A 17746-nucleotide genomic window follows, 5' to 3' on the forward strand; every position below is an offset into this window, starting at 1 on the left:
ACATCTGACATCAGCCATCCGACATCTTATCTTTACCCGATGCCGGCCACCAAAACCTTTTCGCGCAACTGCTACCTCATTGCCGCCGCCTGGATCCTGCTTACCGGATTTTTTTACTACCCCAAGTGGAACAAACCCACCTCGGAGGCCTCCATCAGCTGGGACATCAACGGTTATTATTTCTACCTGCCCGCGACGCTCATTTACCATGACCTGAAACAGCAGGCTTTCAAGGACAGCATCACGCAACGCTACAACCCCACGCCGGGAGGCTACCAGTCTTACCACGACAGCGCAAGCGGCAATATGGTGATGAAGTATTCGGGCGGGATGGCCTTTGCCTACCTGCCGTTTTTTGCTGCTGGTCATGCCGTGGCCCTCATGAGTCATTATCCCGCAGATGGCTACTCGCCGCCCTACCAGTACGCCATCGGCATCGGCAGCCTGCTGGTGTCGCTGCTGGGACTGCACCTGCTGCGCCGCCTGCTCGATCGCTACTTTAGCCCTTATGCCACCGGTATCGTACTGCTGCTTTACGTGTTCGGCACCAACTACCTCGAATATGCGGCCATCACCAACGCGATGACGCACAGTTACCTGTTCACGATGTACGGTGCACTGCTGCTGCTGACCATCCGGTATTATGAAGCGCCTACTGCGCTGCGCGCGGCCGCGCTCGGGCTGCTGGTGGGCTGGATGGCGCTGATCCGTCCCACCGAAATCTGGAGCGCTTTTCTGCCGCTAGCCTGGGGCATCGGTTCGGCGCGGGAGCTGCGGATGCGCGTGCAACTGCTGGTGGCGAACTGGCGGCACCTGCTGCTGTTTGCCGCTTCGGCGGCGGCCGTAGGCAGCATCCAGCTTTTTTATTGGAAATACGTCACCGGCCACTGGTTGGAGTACAGCTACCAGGGCGAAGGATTCGACTTCGGCAGCCCGCATTACGCGCAATGTCTTTGGGGTTTTCAGAAAGGCTGGTTCGTTTACACGCCCCTGATGGTGCTTTCGGTGATCGGCTTTGCCGCTTTGTGGCGGAAAGATCGCGGGCTGTTCTGGCCGGTGCTCCTGTTCACGCTGGGATTCACCTACCTCGCTTTCAGCTGGAGCATCTGGTGGTACGGCGGCGGCCTCGGTCAGCGGGCGCTGGTGCAGCTCTACCCGGTGCTGGCTTTCCCGCTGGCGGCCCTGCTGGAACGCGCCCGCCGCCGCTGGATGCAGGGACTGCTCGCCGCCTTTTCGCTTTTATGCATTACCTACAATCTATGGCTGCACCACCAGGGGCACCGCGGCGGGCTGCTCGAGCCCGAGTTCATGACCTACGGCTACTGGAAGAAGATCGTGTTCCGGGGCTCCGTGCCTTTCGAAACCCGCAAATTGCTCGATGCCGAATATGAGTACGAAGGAACGCCTGCCTGCGCGGAAACCACGATCAGTCGCAACGATACATTGGTGCTGCCTGGTGTTGCCGGCTATACTGATGTTGGCATCTCGCGGCCGCTTATGGGCAAAGGATGGGTGCGCACTTATATCACCGCTACAACCGCCGACCCCGAGGCCGATATCTGGAAACAGCATATGCTCTACATGCACGAGATAAAGGACGGCGCGACCATCGGCATCAACCAGCTGCGGGTGGAGCGGCTGCTGCCGGGCGGCGGCACCAGGACCCTCTGGCTCGATCTGAAGCTGCACGACGAACGGGATAGCGTGAAAGTGTTTTTTTACAACCCCGGCACCCCAAAACAACTTATTATTACAGCCATCAAAACTGTTGCTTTTTAATGACACCTGCCGATCAACTGCCGTTGCTTTCCATCATCGTTCCTGTATTTAATGAGCACCGGTATATCTACGAGGTTCTGCTGCGTGTATGCAGCACCGAAGTGCCCGGCGTGCGCCGCGAGCTGGTGGTGGTAGACGATTGCAGCACCGACGGAACGGCGGGAGAGGTGCAGCGCTTCATCGATGAGCATCCCGATTACTCCGTGCGTCTGTTCCGCCACAGCCAGAACCAGGGGAAGGGCGGTGCGGTGCAGACCGCCATTGCGGAAGTGAAGGGCGGTTTTGTGCTGATACAGGACGCGGATTTCGAGTACGATCCCTGCGACTATACCGACCTGGTGGGCCCGCTGCTCCGCGGGGTTGCCGACGTGGTTTATGGCTCTCGGTTTATCGGCTCCAAGCCACACCGCGTGCTTTTCTTTTATCACTATATGGCGAACCGTTTTCTTACGATGCTTTCCAACTGGTTTACCAACCTGAACCTGACGGATATGGAGACGGGCTACAAGGCCTTCCGCACCGAAATCGTGCGGCCGCTGCGGCTTTTCGAAAAGCGCTTCGGGTTCGAGCCTGAGATCACGGCCAAGATGTCCCGCGTGCGCGGTGTCCGCATTTACGAAGTAGGCATCAGCTACTACGGCCGCACCTACGAGGAGGGGAAAAAGATCAACTGGAAGGATGGCGTCAAGGCGATCTACTACGTGATCAAATACAACACCTGGGCACGCCGGTAGGAGGCAGAAATTGGATTTTTGCAAGGATTTTTTTAAGACGAATCCGGCGGCCGGCCCGGGCATTTTTCGTATCTTTCGGCCCTAATTTGAGCACTATGATTAAGATTCAAGTAATTGGCAATCTCGGTAAGGATTGCGTAGTAAACACAGTAAACGGAAAGAATGTAATTAACTTCACGGTGGCCCACACCGAGAAGTACAAGGACAGCCAGGGCAACCAGCAGGAGAAGACCACCTGGGTGGACTGCGCCTACTGGACCGACCGCACCGCGGTGGCGCCTTATCTTACCAAGGGCACGCAGGTATTCGTGGAAGGACAGCCCGAAGTACGCACCTTCACCCGCCAGGATGGCACCGCCGGCGCTTCGCTTTCGATGCGTGTACGTGAGGTGCAGCTGCTCGGCCGCAAAGGCGACGGCAACAACGAAGGCGGTGGCGGCTACGGCCAGCAGCAACAGCAGCAGTCCTACGGCGCCGCTCCCCAGCGCCAGAGCGCTCCCGCCGCCGGCATGGACGATATGGCCGACGACCTGCCGTTCTAAGCAACGACAACCAACATTCAGAAGCTCCCGAAAGGGAGCTTTTTGTTTATTGGTTAATTAGTCTATTGGTTAATTGGTACTTATTCGCTACCGCCATTCATTACCGCATTACCACATTACCGCATTGCCTAATTAGCACAGTAACCCATTAGCACATTACTTTGCGCCATGACCCGTACGTACTCCTACGAATCACTCGTTGCCTTTTCGAAAGCCGTTTTTGCCGCCATCGGCGCACCTGAAGCCGACGCGGCGCTCGCCACCGAGGTGTTGCTTTCTGCCGACCTCCGCGGCGTTGATTCGCATGGCATCGCCCGCCTGAGCGGCTATGTGCGGCTCTGGGATGCGCAGCGCGTCAAGGCCGCGCCCGAGGTGCGGGTGATTCATGAAACACCCTCTACGGCCACCGTTGACGGCGACAGCGGCCTTGGACTGGTAGTGGCGCCGCGGGCCATGGCCATCGCCATCGAAAAAGCACGCAACGCCGGAACCGGCTGGGTAAGTGTTCAGAACAGCAATCACTTCGGCATTGCCGGCTACCACGCCATGATGGCGCTCGAGCATGGTATGATCGGCATTGCCATGACGAATGCGAGCCCGCTCGTGGCCCCCACGTTTTCCATCGAGCGGCTGCTGGGCACCAACCCGATCTGTGTGGCGGTGCCGGCCGGCGAGGAGCCTCCTTTTGTAGCCGATATGGCCACCACCACCGCGGCCAATGGCAAGCTCGAGATCCTGCAGCGCAAGAACGGCGTGGCGCCGCTGGGCTGGATCCAGGACAAGGTGGGCCAGCCGGCTACCGACCCGCACGAGCTGAAGGCCGGCGGCGCGCTGCTGCCGCTCGGCGGCGACCGTGAGCACGGCTCGCACAAAGGCTATGCACTCGGTGCGATCGTCGACATCTTCTCCGCTGTGCTGAGCGGCGCCAACTACGGTCCTTGGGTGCCGCCCTTCCCGGCTTATGTACCCATGCCCACCGGGATGCCCGGCAAAGGCATCGGGCATTTCTTCGGCGCCATGCGTGTCGACGCCTTCCGTCCCGCGGCGGAGTTTCTCCAGCATATGGACCAGTGGATCCGCCGCTTCCGCGAGGCAAAGACCATAGAAGGGCAGGAGCGGGTGATCATTCCCGGCGACCCGGAGCGCGAGATCGAAGCCGTGCGGCGCGCGCAGGGCATCCCGCTGCTGGGGCCCGTGGTCGACGACCTGGCCTACCTGTCCGAGAAGTTCGGCGTAGCACTGCCCGGGGCCTTGTGAAAATTACCCGGTACCGGGTAGTGGTTTCCCCGGCCAGGATCGTTATTTTACGTATCCAAAGCCATATCAATGCGACCTTACCTGCTACTGCTGGCCATCGGCCTGTTCCTCTGTTCCTATCCGGGATCCGCGCAGCTTTTCAGCAAGACTGCGAAGGATATGAAAAAAGCCGAGGAACTCATTGGAAAGAAACAATATGAAGAAGCGCTCGGGGTGCTCAACACGGTGCTCGACAACAGCAAGGGGAAGGATGACTACGAAGTCTATTACCTCAAAGGGTTCTGTGCGTACAAGCTGGGGCGCTATCCTGCGGCAATCGAGCAGTTTAACTTCGCGCTCGCAAAGGTTAATGCACGGCAGGTGCTGCCGCCCAGGACCGAGCAACATTTTCTGGATGCCCTGCTTTACCGGGCTTATACCTTCGAAGAGCTGAAGGACTATCCCGCTGCCATCCGCGACCTGCAGTTGCTGACCACCAGCAAAGGCAAGCCGGAGCTGCGCAGCCTCGCTTACGAAAAGTGGGCGCGCGACTTCTATGAGACCGACCGGATTGCCCACCAGGACAAAGCCGAACTGATCGTGCGCAAGGCGGTGGAGGTGGATCCGAAAAATGCCAGCGCCTGGGCTTACCAGGCCGAGCTTGCCATGAATGAGCGCGGTTACGATGAGGCCCTGCCCTTGCTGGAAAAGGCCGTTTCGCTCCAGGCCGATGTTTTCGAAAAGGCCCGTTACCAATCGATGCTGGCCTTGTGCAAATACCGGCTCGGGAAAAAAGAGGAGGCGCTCGCTATCTTCAAAGCCGCTATCGATACCGCGCCGGAATCCACCAAGTGGCGCATTTATCAGCAGCAGGCTAACCTGGTGATCCTCCACCACCTTTATGACCCGGCCTTGCTGGCACAAGCGAAGGTGTGGGCCAACCGGGCGGCCATACTTTCCGAGGACTGCAGCAACGGGATCACATTCGCCTATATGCAGGCGCTGAATAACGATCTTGCCGGTGCACAGGAAACACTGGCACCCATCGGAAAATGCAATAACCCGCTGTTGCGCATGTCGTCCGACAGCCTTGGCGCCTGGGTCACCGACCTCTCGAAGGCGGCGAAGCAAAATGTGAAAGTAAAAGGCTACGGCAGCAATAGCTGGTACTACTGGGGTGAAGCCAAAGCCGGCGCTGCCGAGGGAAAAGGGCGCGCGATCAGCCGTAATTTTCTTTACGAGGTGAAAGACGCCCGCTTCTCCAAAGGCGAGCTTATAGCGGGCACGCTCACCAACCGTTCGGAGGGCTGGCGCTACAGCGGCGCCTTTCGCAATGAACAGTTGAACGGCAACGGAACCATGGAGTACCCCGACGGCGAAAAATACACCGGCACCTTTTCCGCCAACCAGCCACAGGGCAAGGGTAAATGGCTTTATGCCAATGGCGACATATACGAAGGTGATGTCGTGGCTTCCGTACCGGATGGCCAGGGCCGCTTCCTTTCAAAAGATAAGACTGCCTATGAAGGGCAGTTCAAGGCAGGCAAGCCGCACGGGAAGGGCTTTATTACCGTAAACGGAAAGCGCGAAGCGGCGGAATTTACCGATGGTCAACGCACCGATGCGGTCTTCCTTGCACGTCAGAAGGCTGAACGCGAGCGCCTGGAGGCGGAGAAAAAAGCGCAGGAAGCACTGGCCTTTCAACGTATCCGCGAAGAGGAGCTCGCCAAAGCCGAAAAACGAAAGAAAACGGGTAAGTTCATCGGCAAAGCACTTGCCCTTGGAGGCGGCGCCATAGCCCTGAAACAAGCTTCCGATCTCGGAATGAGCGACGCAGACGTGACCGAGCTCGGCGCAGCGCTGGTGTCGGACGTACTTACCGATGGGAAGTCAAACGCGCTGGCGACCACGCTGACGGCCAAGAGCGCGTCCTTCAACAATACGGGTGGCGGTGCGCTCACCAATCCGCTTGCAGGCGGTGGTACAGCAGGAGGCGCTGCGGCTGGCGCCGGCAGCGGCGTTGGGTCCACCGGAAAAACCGCGGCGGAGTGTGATTGCATGAAAGTAGCGGCGCTTCAGAAATACCTTAACTACAAGGGTCCGGATGGACAATTGTCGGCACTTTGCGGGCAAAAGGCCTGCTACGAATGGGTGCTTCAATGTCAGTATGGTGGCAATAACCCGAAACTCGTGCAGCAGATCAACGACGTTAAAAAAGTAATCGCCAGCATGGGCGGCGATTGCAGCCGTCTTTAAGGAGCGGGATGCAAACGTTTCCGTAAGCGGCGGGCGCCGGCGGTGTTTCCCAATGCGGGAAAACGCTTGCGGCACCTAACTTTGTGGTTCTTATGAAGATCATGAAGTTTGGCGGCACCTCGGTGGGCAAGCCGCAACGGATGCACGAGGTGGCGCGTCTCATCACCACCGGTAACGAAGGAAAGATCGTGGTGCTCAGTGCCGTCAGCGGCACCACCAACAGCCTTGTGGCCATCAGCCAGCAGCTGGCCAAAGGCGACCGGCATGCCGCAAAGGCGCTGATTGGCGACCTGCGGGCGCAATACGACGCATTCGTGCCCGAGCTCGTGCAAACCGCGGCTGCCCGTGAAGCGGCCGCAGCCATCCTCCACGAGCATTTCGATTTTCTGAGCATCATCCTGCGCATCTCCTGGAGCGAGGCGCTTAATAAAGATATCCTGGCCCAGGGCGAGCTGTTGTCTACGAAGTTGTTCAGCACCTACCTGACGGAGCAAGGCATCGCCCACGCGCTGCTGCCGGCACTCGACTTCATGCGCATCGACGCCTACGAAGAGCCGCAGCTCGATACTATCCGGGAGCTGCTGCAGGCGCAGCTGGCGCAGCACCGCGATACGACATTGTTCATCACCCAGGGCTTTATCTGCCGCAACGCCCGCGGCGAGGTGGATAATCTCAAGCGGGGCGGCTCCGACTACAGCGCATCGCTGATGGCCGCAGCCATCACCGCTTCGGTGTGCGAGATCTGGACCGACATCAGCGGGATGCACAACAACGACCCGCGGGTGGTAGAGCGCACCGTGCCCATCGGTCAGCTTTCCTTCGACGAGGCTGCCGAGCTGGCTTATTTCGGCGCCAAGATCCTGCACCCGGCCTCTATCTGGCCGGCACAGCAATACCGCATTCCGGTTCGTCTGCTCAACACCATGGAGCCTTCGGCCCCAGGTACGCTCATCACCCAGGTGGCGGCGGCGCGGGGTGCCAAGGCCATCGCCGCCAAAGACGGCATTACGGCCGTCAACATCAAGAGCAGCCGCATGCTGCTTGCTTATGGCTTCCTTCGCAAGGTGTTCGAAGTATTTGAAAAGAACCGCACTTCCATCGATATGATCACTACTTCGGAAGTGGCTGTGTCGGTAACCATCGATAACGACAGCGCCTTGCCGGAGATCCTCGAAGAGCTCGCCGCCTTTGGCACCGTGAGCACCGATGGCGGCCAGACCATTATTTCCATCGTGGGGCACGCGGTCGCCTCCGACACGTCGATGCTGCAGCGCATTTTCAGCAGCCTCGAGGGCGTCGAAATCCGGATGGTGAGCTACGGCGGTTCGCTGCACAATATTTCGCTGCTGGTGGATGCCGATAAGAAGAAAGAAGTGCTGCAGCGGCTGAATAAGGGGGTGTTTAACCTCTGAGGAGCCCCTGTTCCTCCAGAACAAGTGAACCAGGAAAAAGGAACAGCGAATAACTAAATAGAAAAAGGGAACCCGTCGGGGATTCCCTTTTTATTTGATCAGGGAACCGGATGTGCGCTGACTTCCCTGTTCCTTATCCTTCTGTTCTTTAGATGATCAGCATGGCATCGCCATAGCTGAAGAAGCGGTACTTCTCCTTGATTGCCTTTTTGTAGGCTTCCATCATCAGGTCGTAGCCGGCGAAGGCGCAGGCCATGATGAGGAGGCTGGTTTTGGGCAGGTGGAAGTTGGTTACCAGTGCATCGGCGATGTTGAACTCGTAAGGCGGGTGGATAAAGGTGTTCGTCCAGCCTTCGGAGGGCTTCAGCATGCGCTGGGCGGTGAAGCTCGATTCGAGGGCGCGCATCGTGGTGGTGCCGATGGAGCACACGCGGTGGCCGGTTTCCTTGGCCTTGTTCACGATCTTGCAGGCCGTGTCTTCAATGCGGTAGTATTCCGCGTCCATCTTGTGCTTGCTCAGGTCTTCCACCTCGATGGGGCGGAAGGTGCCCAGGCCCGTGTGCAGCGTCACCTCGGCGAAGCGCACACCCTTGATTTCGCAGCGCTTGATGAGTTCGCGGCTGAAGTGCAGGCCGGCGGTAGGAGCCGCCACGGCGCCTTCGTACTTGGCGTACACCGTCTGGTAGCGCTCGCGGTCTTCGTCATCGGGCTTGCGCTTAATGTATTTGGGCAGCGGCGTTTCGCCGTGCTTTTCGAGGATGAGGCGGAAGGCATTGTCGTCGCCATCGAAGAGAAACTTGATGGTACGGCCACGCGAGGTGGTGTTGTCGATCACTTCGGCCACCAGGTCTTCGTCGTCGCCGAAATAAAGCTTGTTGCCCACGCGGATCTTGCGGGCGGGATCAACGATCACGTCCCACAGGCGGTGTTCTTTATTCAGTTCGCGCAGCAGGAATACCTCGATCTTGGCACCGGTCTTCTCCTTGCGGCCATACATACGGGCGGGGAATACCTTGGTGTTGTTCACCACAAAGGCGTCCTTGTCGTCGAAATAATCCAGGATGTCGCGGAAGTTGCGGTTTTCGATCTCGCCGGTTTTGCGGTTGATCACCATCATCCGGGAGTCTTCGCGCTTCTTGGAGGGGTTCTGCGCAATGAGATTGAGCGGCAGGTCAAACTTGAATTGGGACAGCTTCATGGAGTCGTTTATCGTTTTGCAATGAGGCCGAAGCTGCAGAAAGGGGGCCGGAGGGAGACCGCCGCGGGGCGATTCTAGGGAGCACCTCCCAGTCCCCGGTCTTACGGCACCGGGCCTGGATTACGCTTTTTAAGGCGGCGAAGGTACGAGAAGAATACCGAATAACGGATATCGAATCTCGGAGGTGGTTCCGGGTCGCTAGCGGGCACTGGCTAAAAGGCCGGTATCACCACGGTCATCACCAAAGGTATTTCGCGGCTTGAACTTCTTTTTTGCAGGCTTCCAGGTGAAGCCGATCCCCGAACCCATTTCGTTGTAGGTCACGCCAAACTGTACCGTTTTTGTGCGCACTTTGTGCAGCGAGGGAATGCTGATACCGGAGATGGCGCCGACCATGAGGCCGAGGAAAACGTCGGACGGGAAGTGGGCGAGGGCCTTGACGCGTGTATAGCCGGCGAATACGGCGGGCACGGCGGCTACAGCATACAGCAGGTATTTTTTATTGCCGATCTCGGGGTGATAATCGGTATAAACCTTTACCGCGAAAAAGGTAGCCGCAGCCGCGTTGGCCGAATGACCGCTGAACATGGAGTTGCGGTTGCCGCCACGGAGGCGCTCGGAGGGATCGAAATAGGAGTAATAGGTGATGGGGCGAAACCGGTTTTGAAAACTGGGTCCCAGCGGGCTGAAATTATAAATGGTAAAGGTGACAGCCTGGGCTTCATAAAACATGGCCGCGATTTTCAAGCCGTCCTTCCGGATATTCTTGTCTGCGAAAATGCCCAGCGAAAGGGCGATAGTTGCCGGGAGGGCAATGTCGGATACTTTAAACCATTTTTCCCGCACCGTAGGGTCCTGCTCTACGGCCCAGCGGTCGAGCGGGCTCAGGAGTTCGGGGCGGAGCGCCTCAATCTCGGCGGTCGAGATGTCCTTTTTTGCATGGAGAATGTTGGGTATCGCAAGAAAGTTGCCGACTGTCATGACGGCGTTGAGTGGGAGCGTCACCCAGGGATTGACCTTATAGACCATCTGGACCAGCCGGCGTTCCTGCGGTGGCTTGGCCGCTCCCTGGGGCGTATTGCGGATGATAGTGTCTACCGGTATCTTTTGTTGTGCGGATGCGGTGCCCGCACTTCCCAAGCAGAGGGCGAGGAGAAGGCTTGCGCAAACGGTGCTTTTGCTGAGATAGGTCCTTGCTGACATACCCGGCGCCTGTTAAAAAAGCCGTGCCACAGAGCAATCTCCGATCTCCGATGTCTGATGTCTGATTTGCGGGGTGACCGGAAATTTGAACAAAGTCCCGGCGCGGGGTTCAGAGTTCCGCATTATTTCCAGGGATCGCTTCCAGGAGGGCCTTGGTGTAGGGATGGCCGGGATTCCGGTAAACGGCCTCGGCATCGCCGAGCTCCACGATCTTTCCGGCCTGCATTACGGCGATGCGGTCACTCATATAGCGCACTACCGAGAGGTCGTGCGAGATAAAGAGGAGCGTAAGGCCGAGCTCGCGGCGCAGTTCGTTGAGGAGGTTGAGTACCTGGGCCTGCACGCTCACGTCGAGGGCGGAAACGGACTCGTCGCACACCAGCACCTGCGGGCTGAGGGCAAGTGCACGGGCAATGACGATGCGTTGCCGCTGGCCGCCCGAAAATGCGTGTGGATAACGTGCAGCCGCAGCCGCGGGGAGCCCCACCTGGTCGAGCAGGGTGGCGGCCCGTTTGCGTTGTTCGGCGCGCGCGCCGCGGCGGTGCACCCGCAGGGGCTCTTCGAGAGCTTCGCCGATGGTGAGCCGCGGGTTGAGTGCCGAGTAAGGATCCTGGAACACCAGCTGAACGGCGCGCCGGTAGGCGGCCAGCTCTTTTGCGGAAAATTCCTGCAGCGACTGCCCGCCCACCCGGATGCTCCCCGACGTAGGCTCCACGAGCCGCAGCAGGGCCCGGCCGAGGGTGCTTTTGCCGCAGCCCGATTCGCCCACAAGGCCGAGGGTTTCGCCTTGGCGGATATCCAGGCTGACACCGTCCACCGCGGTAAAGGTTTCGGTAACACGCCCCCAGAGGTTGCGGCGCACGGGGTAGCTTACCACAAGGTCCCGTATTTCTACGGTCGGACCGGGGCCGCAGGCAACCGGCGGCAGGGGCGCCGGCGCGGGCTTCCCCTCCAGCACGTCGGCCACCACGGGCAGCGGCTCGTTTTTCGGCCGGCCCGCGGGGCGGCAGGCGAGCAGCGCGCGGGTATAGGGATGTTTCGGTGCCCGCAACACCTCGTCGCGGGTGCCGGTTTCCAATAATTCGCCGCGGTACAGGATGGCCACGCGGTCGGCGATATCGGCCACCACGCCCAGGTCGTGGGTGATGAAGAGCACCGCTGTGCCCAGCTCCTGCTGCAGGGAGCGAATGAGTTCGAGGATCGTTTTCTGAACAGTGACGTCCAGCGCCGTGGTGGGCTCGTCGCAGATAAGCAGGTCGGGGCCGCAGCAAAGCGCGATGGCGATCATCACCCGCTGCTTTTGCCCCCCGCTCAGCTGGTGCGGGTAGCGCTTCATCATGCCTTCGGGATCGGGGAGGCGCACCTTGCGCAGCCATTCCACGGCGGAGCGCTCCGCATCATTTTTCGAAAGGCCTTTGTGGCGGCGCAGCACCTCGGTCAGTTGACGGCCGCAGGTGAGCACCGGGTTGAGCGCCGTCATCGGCTCCTGGAAAATAAAAGCGATGCGGTTGCCGCGGATGTTCTGCAGCGTGCGCTCATTTACCTGCAGCAGGTCGATGGTGTTCCCGTCAACCTGAAAGTGAACAGCGCCGGAAAGCTGCGCCGCCGGTGGCAGCAGGCGGAGCAGGGAAAGTGCCGTTACCGATTTGCCCGAGCCCGATTCGCCCACAAGCGCCAGCAGCTCGCCGCGGGTGATCGCGAGGCGAAGGGGGTGGAGCACGGGTGCGGCGTCGCCGAAACGGACCTGCAGGTTTTCTATCTGGAGTAAGGGCGTCATGGCGTGCAGGGTGCATCGAGCACCCGTATCGACAGTTTTTTATCCGGAACGGGGTAATAGGCCATACACACCACGCAGTTCTGCACCGCCCCTTCGTCAATCGTAAAGTAAAACTCCTCGCCTTCGCGGATGGAAGCCGGGAAGGTACAGGGACTGCCGAGCGCAAACACGTTGGTCCAGGTGGTACCCGTTACCTCATCGCGCCACCGGGCCTGTATCCGCGTCGTGTCGATGGCGCCGCCAGTGACCTGGATGGTATAGTTGGAGCAAATGCCTTTAACAGCCAGCTTGCCGCGGTAGCAGCCGGTAGCAGGGCGTCCCTTGTCTTTGCGGCAGCCTGCCTGAATCGACAGGCCGGCAACGAGGACCAGGCAGAGTGTGCTGAGTTTCATCCGATTTGTTTTCAGGTTGACTACGAGCCGCCGGCAAACGTTGCACGCAGCGATTAAAAGCGCAGGTGCCGTACCGTAAGGCCGTTGTTGGCGAGCTGCTTCAGCGAGTCGATGCCGATCTTTATGTGGCGCTCCACGAACTGCTCGGTCACCTTGCGGTCGCTTTCCTCGGTCTTTACACCGTCGGGGGTCATGGGCGAATCGCTCACCAGCAGGAGGGCGCCGGTCGGGATCTTGTTGAAGAAGCCCACGGAGAAGATGGTGGCCGTTTCCATATCGATGGCATAGGCGCGTACTTTCTGCAGGTATTCCTTAAACACTTCATCATGCTCCCACACGCGGCGGTTGGTGGTATACACCGTGCCGGTCCAGTAGTCGACGCCGTGGTCGCGGATGGTGGTGGAAATGGCTTTCTGCAGGGCGAAGGCAGGCAGGGCAGGTACTTCGGGCGGGAAGTAGTCGTTGGACGTACCCTCGCCGCGGATGGCCGCGATGGGGAGGATGAGGTCGCCGAGCTTGTTGCGCTTTTTGAGGCCGCCGCATTTGCCCAGGAAGAGCACCGCTTCGGGCTCGATGGCCGTCAGCAGGTCCATAACGGTAGCGGCGGTAGGTGAGCCCATGCCGAAGTTGATGATGGTGATGTTGTCGGCGGTGGCGCATTGCATCGGCTTATCGGTGCCGACGATGGGAACATTGTTCCACTCGGCGAAGAGGCGTACATAGTTGCTGAAGTTGGTCAGCAGGATGTACTCGCCGAATTGATCAAGGGCCTGGCCGGTGTAGCGTACGAGCCAGTTCTTGACGATGTCTTCTTTTGTCTTCATGCACAAATATAAATCATTAGGTTTGAAGCATGATTTCCGTGCGCTACCCCGAGCCGCGCTTCCGGCTGAAGGAAGAAGGCGACCGGCGCCAGCTCTTCGACCCCCTCCGCCGCTGCTGGGTGGCGCTCACACCCGAAGAGTGGGTGCGGCAGAACTTCGTGAATTACCTGCTGCAGGAGCTGCATTATCCCGCCTCCCTCATCGCCCTCGAAAAAGAGATCCGCCTCCATGAGCTCCGCAAACGCTTCGACCTCCTCGTGTACGACGCGTCGCACCTGCCCTGGATGCTGGTGGAGTGTAAAGCCCCGGAGGTGGCGCTTGCTCCCGCCGTGCTCGACCAGGTGTTGCGCTACAATATCTCGGTGCCGGTGCGCTTTATCGTTATCACGAACGGGAATGCCACGATGGCCTGGGAAAAGGCAGGCGGTGTCTTGACCGAATTGGGCGAATTGCCGCCGTGGGCAGATGCGAAAAGCCTTTGACCCAGTGCAGGCTGTGGTGATGGCCCGCGCCCGAAGCGGTAAAGTAGTGGTCGTAGAATTCTTCCATCAGCGAAGACAGGCGCAGGAAATCCACGCCATTCGGCGAGCCCGCCGGCGGGTGTGCTTCGGTGATGGTGTTATAGGTGCGAACAAACTGGAAGCGCAGCGACCGGTCGGAGCGGATCTGCGCCGCAGTGTTCGCCGTCTTCACCTTGTTCAGCACTTTTTCCAGTACGCTGCGCTCCGAAGCCAGGTTGACCGCCTCGCCCTGCGCCAGCTTTTTTTGCAGCGCAATGAGGAAGAACTTGAATTCTTCAATCGCCTCCGGGCCCCTCAGGTTGGCAAGGGAGTTTTTAAACAGGACATAAAACAGGTAGGCCACCAGCAACAGCAGCAGTATCCCCGGCACCCCGATCAGGAGCACCTGCTTCCCGAAAAGAGCGCGGGAGGCGGCGCTTGCGGATTTGAGCTGTCTGATGATCGGTACCATAGCGATGTTTTAAAAAGCGAAACGGATCCCAATGCCGCCCCAGCCTCCTTCGAAGGTGCGGTCGGTGGTAAAGTTGTACGACGGCTGCCAGTCTATGCTGAGATTGAGCGGTACTCCTTTCATTTTGTAATCGATACCCACCACGCCGTCGACACCATACACGGTTCTGTCGTTGATGTCGGGATGGTGCTCTTTCCAGAGCTCGTTGTGAAAGCCGACGTGGGCGCCGGGACCGAGATAGGCGTTGAGGCCGGCGGCCGGCGCGATGGGGATGTAGTATTCAACGAGGGCGGTAAACCGGAAGCCGTCGTGGCTGTAGCCGAGCGCTTCAAGCGCGGTGTGGCGCCCCAGGAATCGCTTTACCGTTACACCGGCGGGAAAGTATTTAAACCCGAGCGCGGTGCGGTAATCGGTGCCCTCGTTCTGGGCGTGGGCGCCCATGGCGGCGCATGCGCACAGGGCCAGGAAAACTAGTGTCTTTTTCATGGTCGCGGGGTTTTACAGGTAGAAAAACCAGCTGTTGTGTTCAGCCCTGTGGTTTGCATTCGGCCCACCCGATCGGGCACGGAAGAGGGAGAAGGAGGAGTGCAGGAAAGACAGGCTGCACCGGTATCAACCGGAAATATGGTGCCATTTTTTTTGCAGAAAGAGTGGTAGGCGTGGAGCCATTGTGAAAATGATACTCTGGTTTACGACAGTGGGCGGCGAAAGATGGCAGATTACATGAGCACAGAACAAATGAGCAAATGATTACATGAGGTAACAATCCCTCTAAAATCATGTATTCATTTGCTCTGTGATCATTTGCTCTTCGCTCCGTTCCGGCTGTGAAAGATGGCAGAATACATGAACACAGAACAAATGAGCAAATGAATACATGAGGTAACAACCCCTCTAAAATCATGTATTCATTTGCTCTGTGATCATTTGTTCTTCACTCCGTTCCGGCGGCGAAAGATGGCAGAATACATGAGCACAGAATAAATGAGCAAATGATTACATGAGGTAAGGAAGCACCTCTAAAATCATGTACTCATGTAATCTGTGATCATTTGCTCTTCGCTCCGTTCCGGCTGCGAAAGATGGCAGATTACATGAACACAGAACAAATGAGCAAATGATTACATGAGGTAACAATCCCTCTAAAATCATGTATTCATGTAATCTGTGATCATTTGCTCTTCGCTCCGTTCCGGCGGCGAAAGATGGCAGAATACATGAGCACAGAATAAATGAGCAAATGATTACATGAGGTAACCACCCCTCTAAAATCATGTATTCATGTAATCTGTGATCATTTGCTCTTACCTCCTGTCCGAGCAGGGGCCTGGGCCTTGACCCCGCGTTTTTCTTCGTAAAGCGAAGCATACAAAGGGCTTTCGGTTCGCTTCCACTTATCCCAGAACGTAAAGTAGAGTCCGTAGTTATACCGGAACTGCTTGTGATGGAGCGAATGGTGCGTGGCACCGATGAGGAAGCGGCCGAAAAACCGGCCGGGCGCCCCCCTGGGATATACCTCGATGTCGAGGTGATTGATGACGGACGAAAAGGTCATGATGGTGAGCTGCGTAAGCACCACGTAGAGGTGCATTGGCAGGAAGAGCAGGAGCGCGGGCAGGAAGATCGCCTGCAGCACGCCTTCGAGCGGGTGAAAGGAAAAGGCGGTCCACGGCGAGGTGATGTTGGAGTCGTGGTGCACCTTGTGGAGGAGGCGGAACACCTTCGGGCGGTGCATCCAGCGGTGGAGCCAGTAATAATACGTTTCGTGCAGCAGCAGGGCGATGCCCAGGCTCAGCGGCAGCCACCAGAGGGGGTATTCATGTACGTTGAGGTAAACTTTGGTGTAGCCCTTCTGCCAGAGTAGCAGCAGGCCGGCGCCGGCCACTGCAAACAGCAGGGCCGTGACGGTGCTCCAGCTAACCTCGCGGCGGTACTGGCCGGGCTTGTGCGGGCGCCCGTTGATCTTGCGTGCACGCCACTTTTCGCGCTGCCACACGTAGAAGACCCCATGAAAGATGCCGGCGATGAGCAGGTAACGCCCGATCACCACCAGGAACATGACCAGGGTGGCCAGGAAGAAATAGAGGGGCTGGCTGAAGTCGGGGAGTTGCATCAATTGTTTAAAGTTAACGCACGGAAACTCAAAAGGTTCTTGGGTTTAGGGTTCTGGGGTTGGTTCGGCTTCGGGGCGTGGCGCCTCAATACGGTCCGGCACTGCTTCAATGTCATAATGAACTGCCTCAATGTCATAATGCGGGGCTTCAACAAGATTGAGCAGTTATTCAATAGGATGATACGCTGTTTCAATACCGTCGTGCGATCGTTCAATAGGACCGCGCGGTGCTTCAATGTCCTATTGCACTGCTTCAATGTCAGGTTGCGCTGCTTCATTGTCAGTTGACGGCGCTTCAGGGGAGTTGTTCCGGCTTTCAGGGCCTAATCCGGTGGGTTCAAAAGCTTTTTCCTTCGGCCGGCAGCTGCACCGTATAGCTTTTCCCGCTGCTTACCGTGAGCGAGCGGCCGCGGAGCCAGGGGTTGAGCTGGCGAACCATCTTGTAGGTGGTGCCTTGCGCCCGTGCCCAGGTGGCCAGGTTGGGAATGCTCGCATTTACGGTTACGGATCGCGTCGGAACCGCACCGTAGCGCTCCCCTTCCGGTACCACAAAGCCGAGTTTTTCCGAATTTTCGAGCAGGTATTTGAAGGTGAGGATGCGGAAGATGTAGCGGTTCGTTTCTTCGGGAAGCTGCAGGTCGTAATAGTTGTTGGTGCCCTGAAAGGTAGCCTGGCCGTTGTAGCCGCCCTGGCCACAATTGTAGGAGGCCGCGGCGGCTGTCCAGGAGCCGAATTTTGCGTAAGCCGATTTCAGGTAAACCGCCGCCGCATCGGTGGCCCGGGCGAGGTCGTAACGCTGGTCCACTTCCTTGTTCACCTCGAGGCCGTAGCCGGGTGCGGTGCCGTCCATAAACTGCCAGAAGGAGGCCGCACCCGCACCGCTGATGGCGGCCGGCACCAGGTTGCTTTCGGCGATGCAGAGGTACTTGAAGTCGTCGGGAACGCCGTTCGCCTTCAGGCGTTCTTCAATCACCGGGAAATAGCGGTTGGCCGTCTTTACCAGGAAGATCATGTTGGCATTGCTGTAGTAATTGACCAGCACCTCGCGCTCGAGGCGCTCCTTTACATCCCAGCGCTGCAGGGGCACCGTTTCGCCGGCGAAGCTGAGCTGCTCCGGCAGCGGCGGCGCCAGGATGCGTGCAGCATTGTTGCGGTCGTCTTCCTTATGCAGCCGGATCAGCGGCCGGTCGAATGCAAACTGGCCCGCAACGAGGATTCCGAGTATGAGCCCGAGAGCGATGTTGAGTATGGTCCGATGGGAGTGTTTCATGGTGTTTGGGGTTAGCGAGAAGGGAATGGGGACAAATA

Annotated in this window: 16 protein-coding genes; 7 read left to right on the forward strand and 9 right to left on the reverse strand. The window is 58.4% G+C overall.

All coding sequences use genetic code 11. The features are described from left to right. Positions 1 to 39 precede the first annotated feature (39 nt). The 6 genes from EPD60_RS14135 to EPD60_RS14160 all read left to right on the forward strand — a co-directional run bounded on the left by EPD60_RS14135 (position 40) and on the right by EPD60_RS14160 (position 7959). Positions 40 to 1779 (forward strand): TgpA N-terminal domain-containing protein, encoded by a 1740-nt coding sequence (locus EPD60_RS14135; RefSeq protein WP_131450170.1) that lies wholly within the window; start codon positions 40 to 42, stop codon positions 1777 to 1779. Beyond that, on the forward strand, positions 1779 to 2513 hold the full coding sequence (locus EPD60_RS14140) for a glycosyltransferase family 2 protein (protein WP_131450171.1): 735 nt from the start codon (positions 1779 to 1781) through the stop codon (positions 2511 to 2513). Before EPD60_RS14135 ends, EPD60_RS14140 begins: the two co-directional genes overlap by 1 nt. Before the next feature lie 95 nt (positions 2514 to 2608). Then, positions 2609 to 3055, forward strand: a complete 447-nt coding sequence (locus tag EPD60_RS14145; protein ID WP_131450172.1) for a single-stranded DNA-binding protein — start codon at positions 2609 to 2611, stop codon at positions 3053 to 3055. A 168-nt stretch (positions 3056 to 3223) separates the two neighbouring features. Further along, a complete protein-coding gene (locus EPD60_RS14150) occupies positions 3224 to 4312 on the forward strand; it encodes an Ldh family oxidoreductase (RefSeq protein WP_131450173.1) in 1089 nt (362 codons plus the stop codon). Between the two features lie 69 nt (positions 4313 to 4381). Next, entirely contained in the window at positions 4382 to 6547 is a 2166-nt protein-coding gene (locus tag EPD60_RS14155; protein ID WP_131450174.1) for a tetratricopeptide repeat protein, read from the forward strand. A gap of 92 nt (positions 6548 to 6639) precedes the next feature. Next, on the forward strand, positions 6640 to 7959 hold the full coding sequence (locus EPD60_RS14160) for an aspartate kinase (protein ID WP_131450175.1): 1320 nt from the start codon (positions 6640 to 6642) through the stop codon (positions 7957 to 7959). 148 nt (positions 7960 to 8107) lie between these two features. Here the strand turns inward: EPD60_RS14160 and queA are convergent, their stop codons facing one another. From queA to EPD60_RS14185, 5 genes are all read right to left on the reverse strand, one after another. Then, a complete protein-coding gene (gene queA, locus EPD60_RS14165; RefSeq protein ID WP_131450176.1) occupies positions 8108 to 9157 on the reverse strand; it encodes a tRNA preQ1(34) S-adenosylmethionine ribosyltransferase-isomerase QueA in 1050 nt (349 codons plus the stop codon). Positions 9158 to 9355: 198 nt separating this feature from the next. Next, complete coding sequence (locus EPD60_RS14170; protein WP_131450177.1) at positions 9356 to 10360, reverse strand: phosphatase PAP2 family protein; 1005 nt, start codon at positions 10358 to 10360, stop codon at positions 9356 to 9358. A gap of 109 nt (positions 10361 to 10469) precedes the next feature. Continuing rightward, complete coding sequence (locus EPD60_RS14175) at positions 10470 to 12137, reverse strand: ABC transporter ATP-binding protein (RefSeq protein WP_131450178.1); 1668 nt, start codon at positions 12135 to 12137, stop codon at positions 10470 to 10472. Then, on the reverse strand, positions 12134 to 12529 hold the full coding sequence (locus tag EPD60_RS14180; protein ID WP_131450179.1) for a hypothetical protein: 396 nt from the start codon (positions 12527 to 12529) through the stop codon (positions 12134 to 12136). Before EPD60_RS14180 ends, EPD60_RS14175 begins: the two co-directional genes overlap by 4 nt. 53 nt (positions 12530 to 12582) lie before the next feature. Further along, positions 12583 to 13353 carry an AMP nucleosidase gene (locus EPD60_RS14185; protein WP_131450180.1) on the reverse strand — a complete coding sequence of 257 codons (771 nt, stop codon included), beginning with the start codon at positions 13351 to 13353 and terminating at the stop codon, positions 12583 to 12585. A gap of 29 nt (positions 13354 to 13382) precedes the next feature. Between EPD60_RS14185 and EPD60_RS14190 the strand changes: the two genes are divergently transcribed. Then, positions 13383 to 13835 carry a type I restriction enzyme HsdR N-terminal domain-containing protein gene (locus tag EPD60_RS14190; RefSeq protein ID WP_131450181.1) on the forward strand — a complete coding sequence of 151 codons (453 nt, stop codon included), beginning with the start codon at positions 13383 to 13385 and terminating at the stop codon, positions 13833 to 13835. Here the strand turns inward: EPD60_RS14190 and EPD60_RS14195 are convergent. The 4 genes from EPD60_RS14195 to EPD60_RS14210 all read right to left on the reverse strand — a co-directional run bounded on the left by EPD60_RS14195 (position 13738) and on the right by EPD60_RS14210 (position 17708). Then, positions 13738 to 14325, reverse strand: a complete 588-nt coding sequence (locus tag EPD60_RS14195; RefSeq protein WP_131450182.1) for a hypothetical protein — start codon at positions 14323 to 14325, stop codon at positions 13738 to 13740. The two genes, EPD60_RS14190 and EPD60_RS14195, sit on opposite strands and share 98 nt — an antisense overlap. 9 nt (positions 14326 to 14334) lie before the next feature. After that, a complete protein-coding gene (locus EPD60_RS14200) occupies positions 14335 to 14811 on the reverse strand; it encodes a hypothetical protein (RefSeq protein WP_131450183.1) in 477 nt (158 codons plus the stop codon). An 808-nt stretch (positions 14812 to 15619) separates the two neighbouring features. Then, complete coding sequence (locus EPD60_RS14205; protein WP_243647853.1) at positions 15620 to 16438, reverse strand: sterol desaturase family protein; 819 nt, start codon at positions 16436 to 16438, stop codon at positions 15620 to 15622. Between the two features lie 337 nt (positions 16439 to 16775). Beyond that, positions 16776 to 17708 (reverse strand): lytic transglycosylase domain-containing protein, encoded by a 933-nt coding sequence (locus tag EPD60_RS14210; protein ID WP_131450184.1) that lies wholly within the window; start codon positions 17706 to 17708, stop codon positions 16776 to 16778. Positions 17709 to 17746 lie beyond the last annotated feature (38 nt).

Origin of the sequence: Flaviaestuariibacter flavus, assembly GCF_004337505.1 — a bacterium.
GTDB lineage: Bacteria > Bacteroidota > Bacteroidia > Chitinophagales > Chitinophagaceae > Flavisolibacter > Flavisolibacter flavus.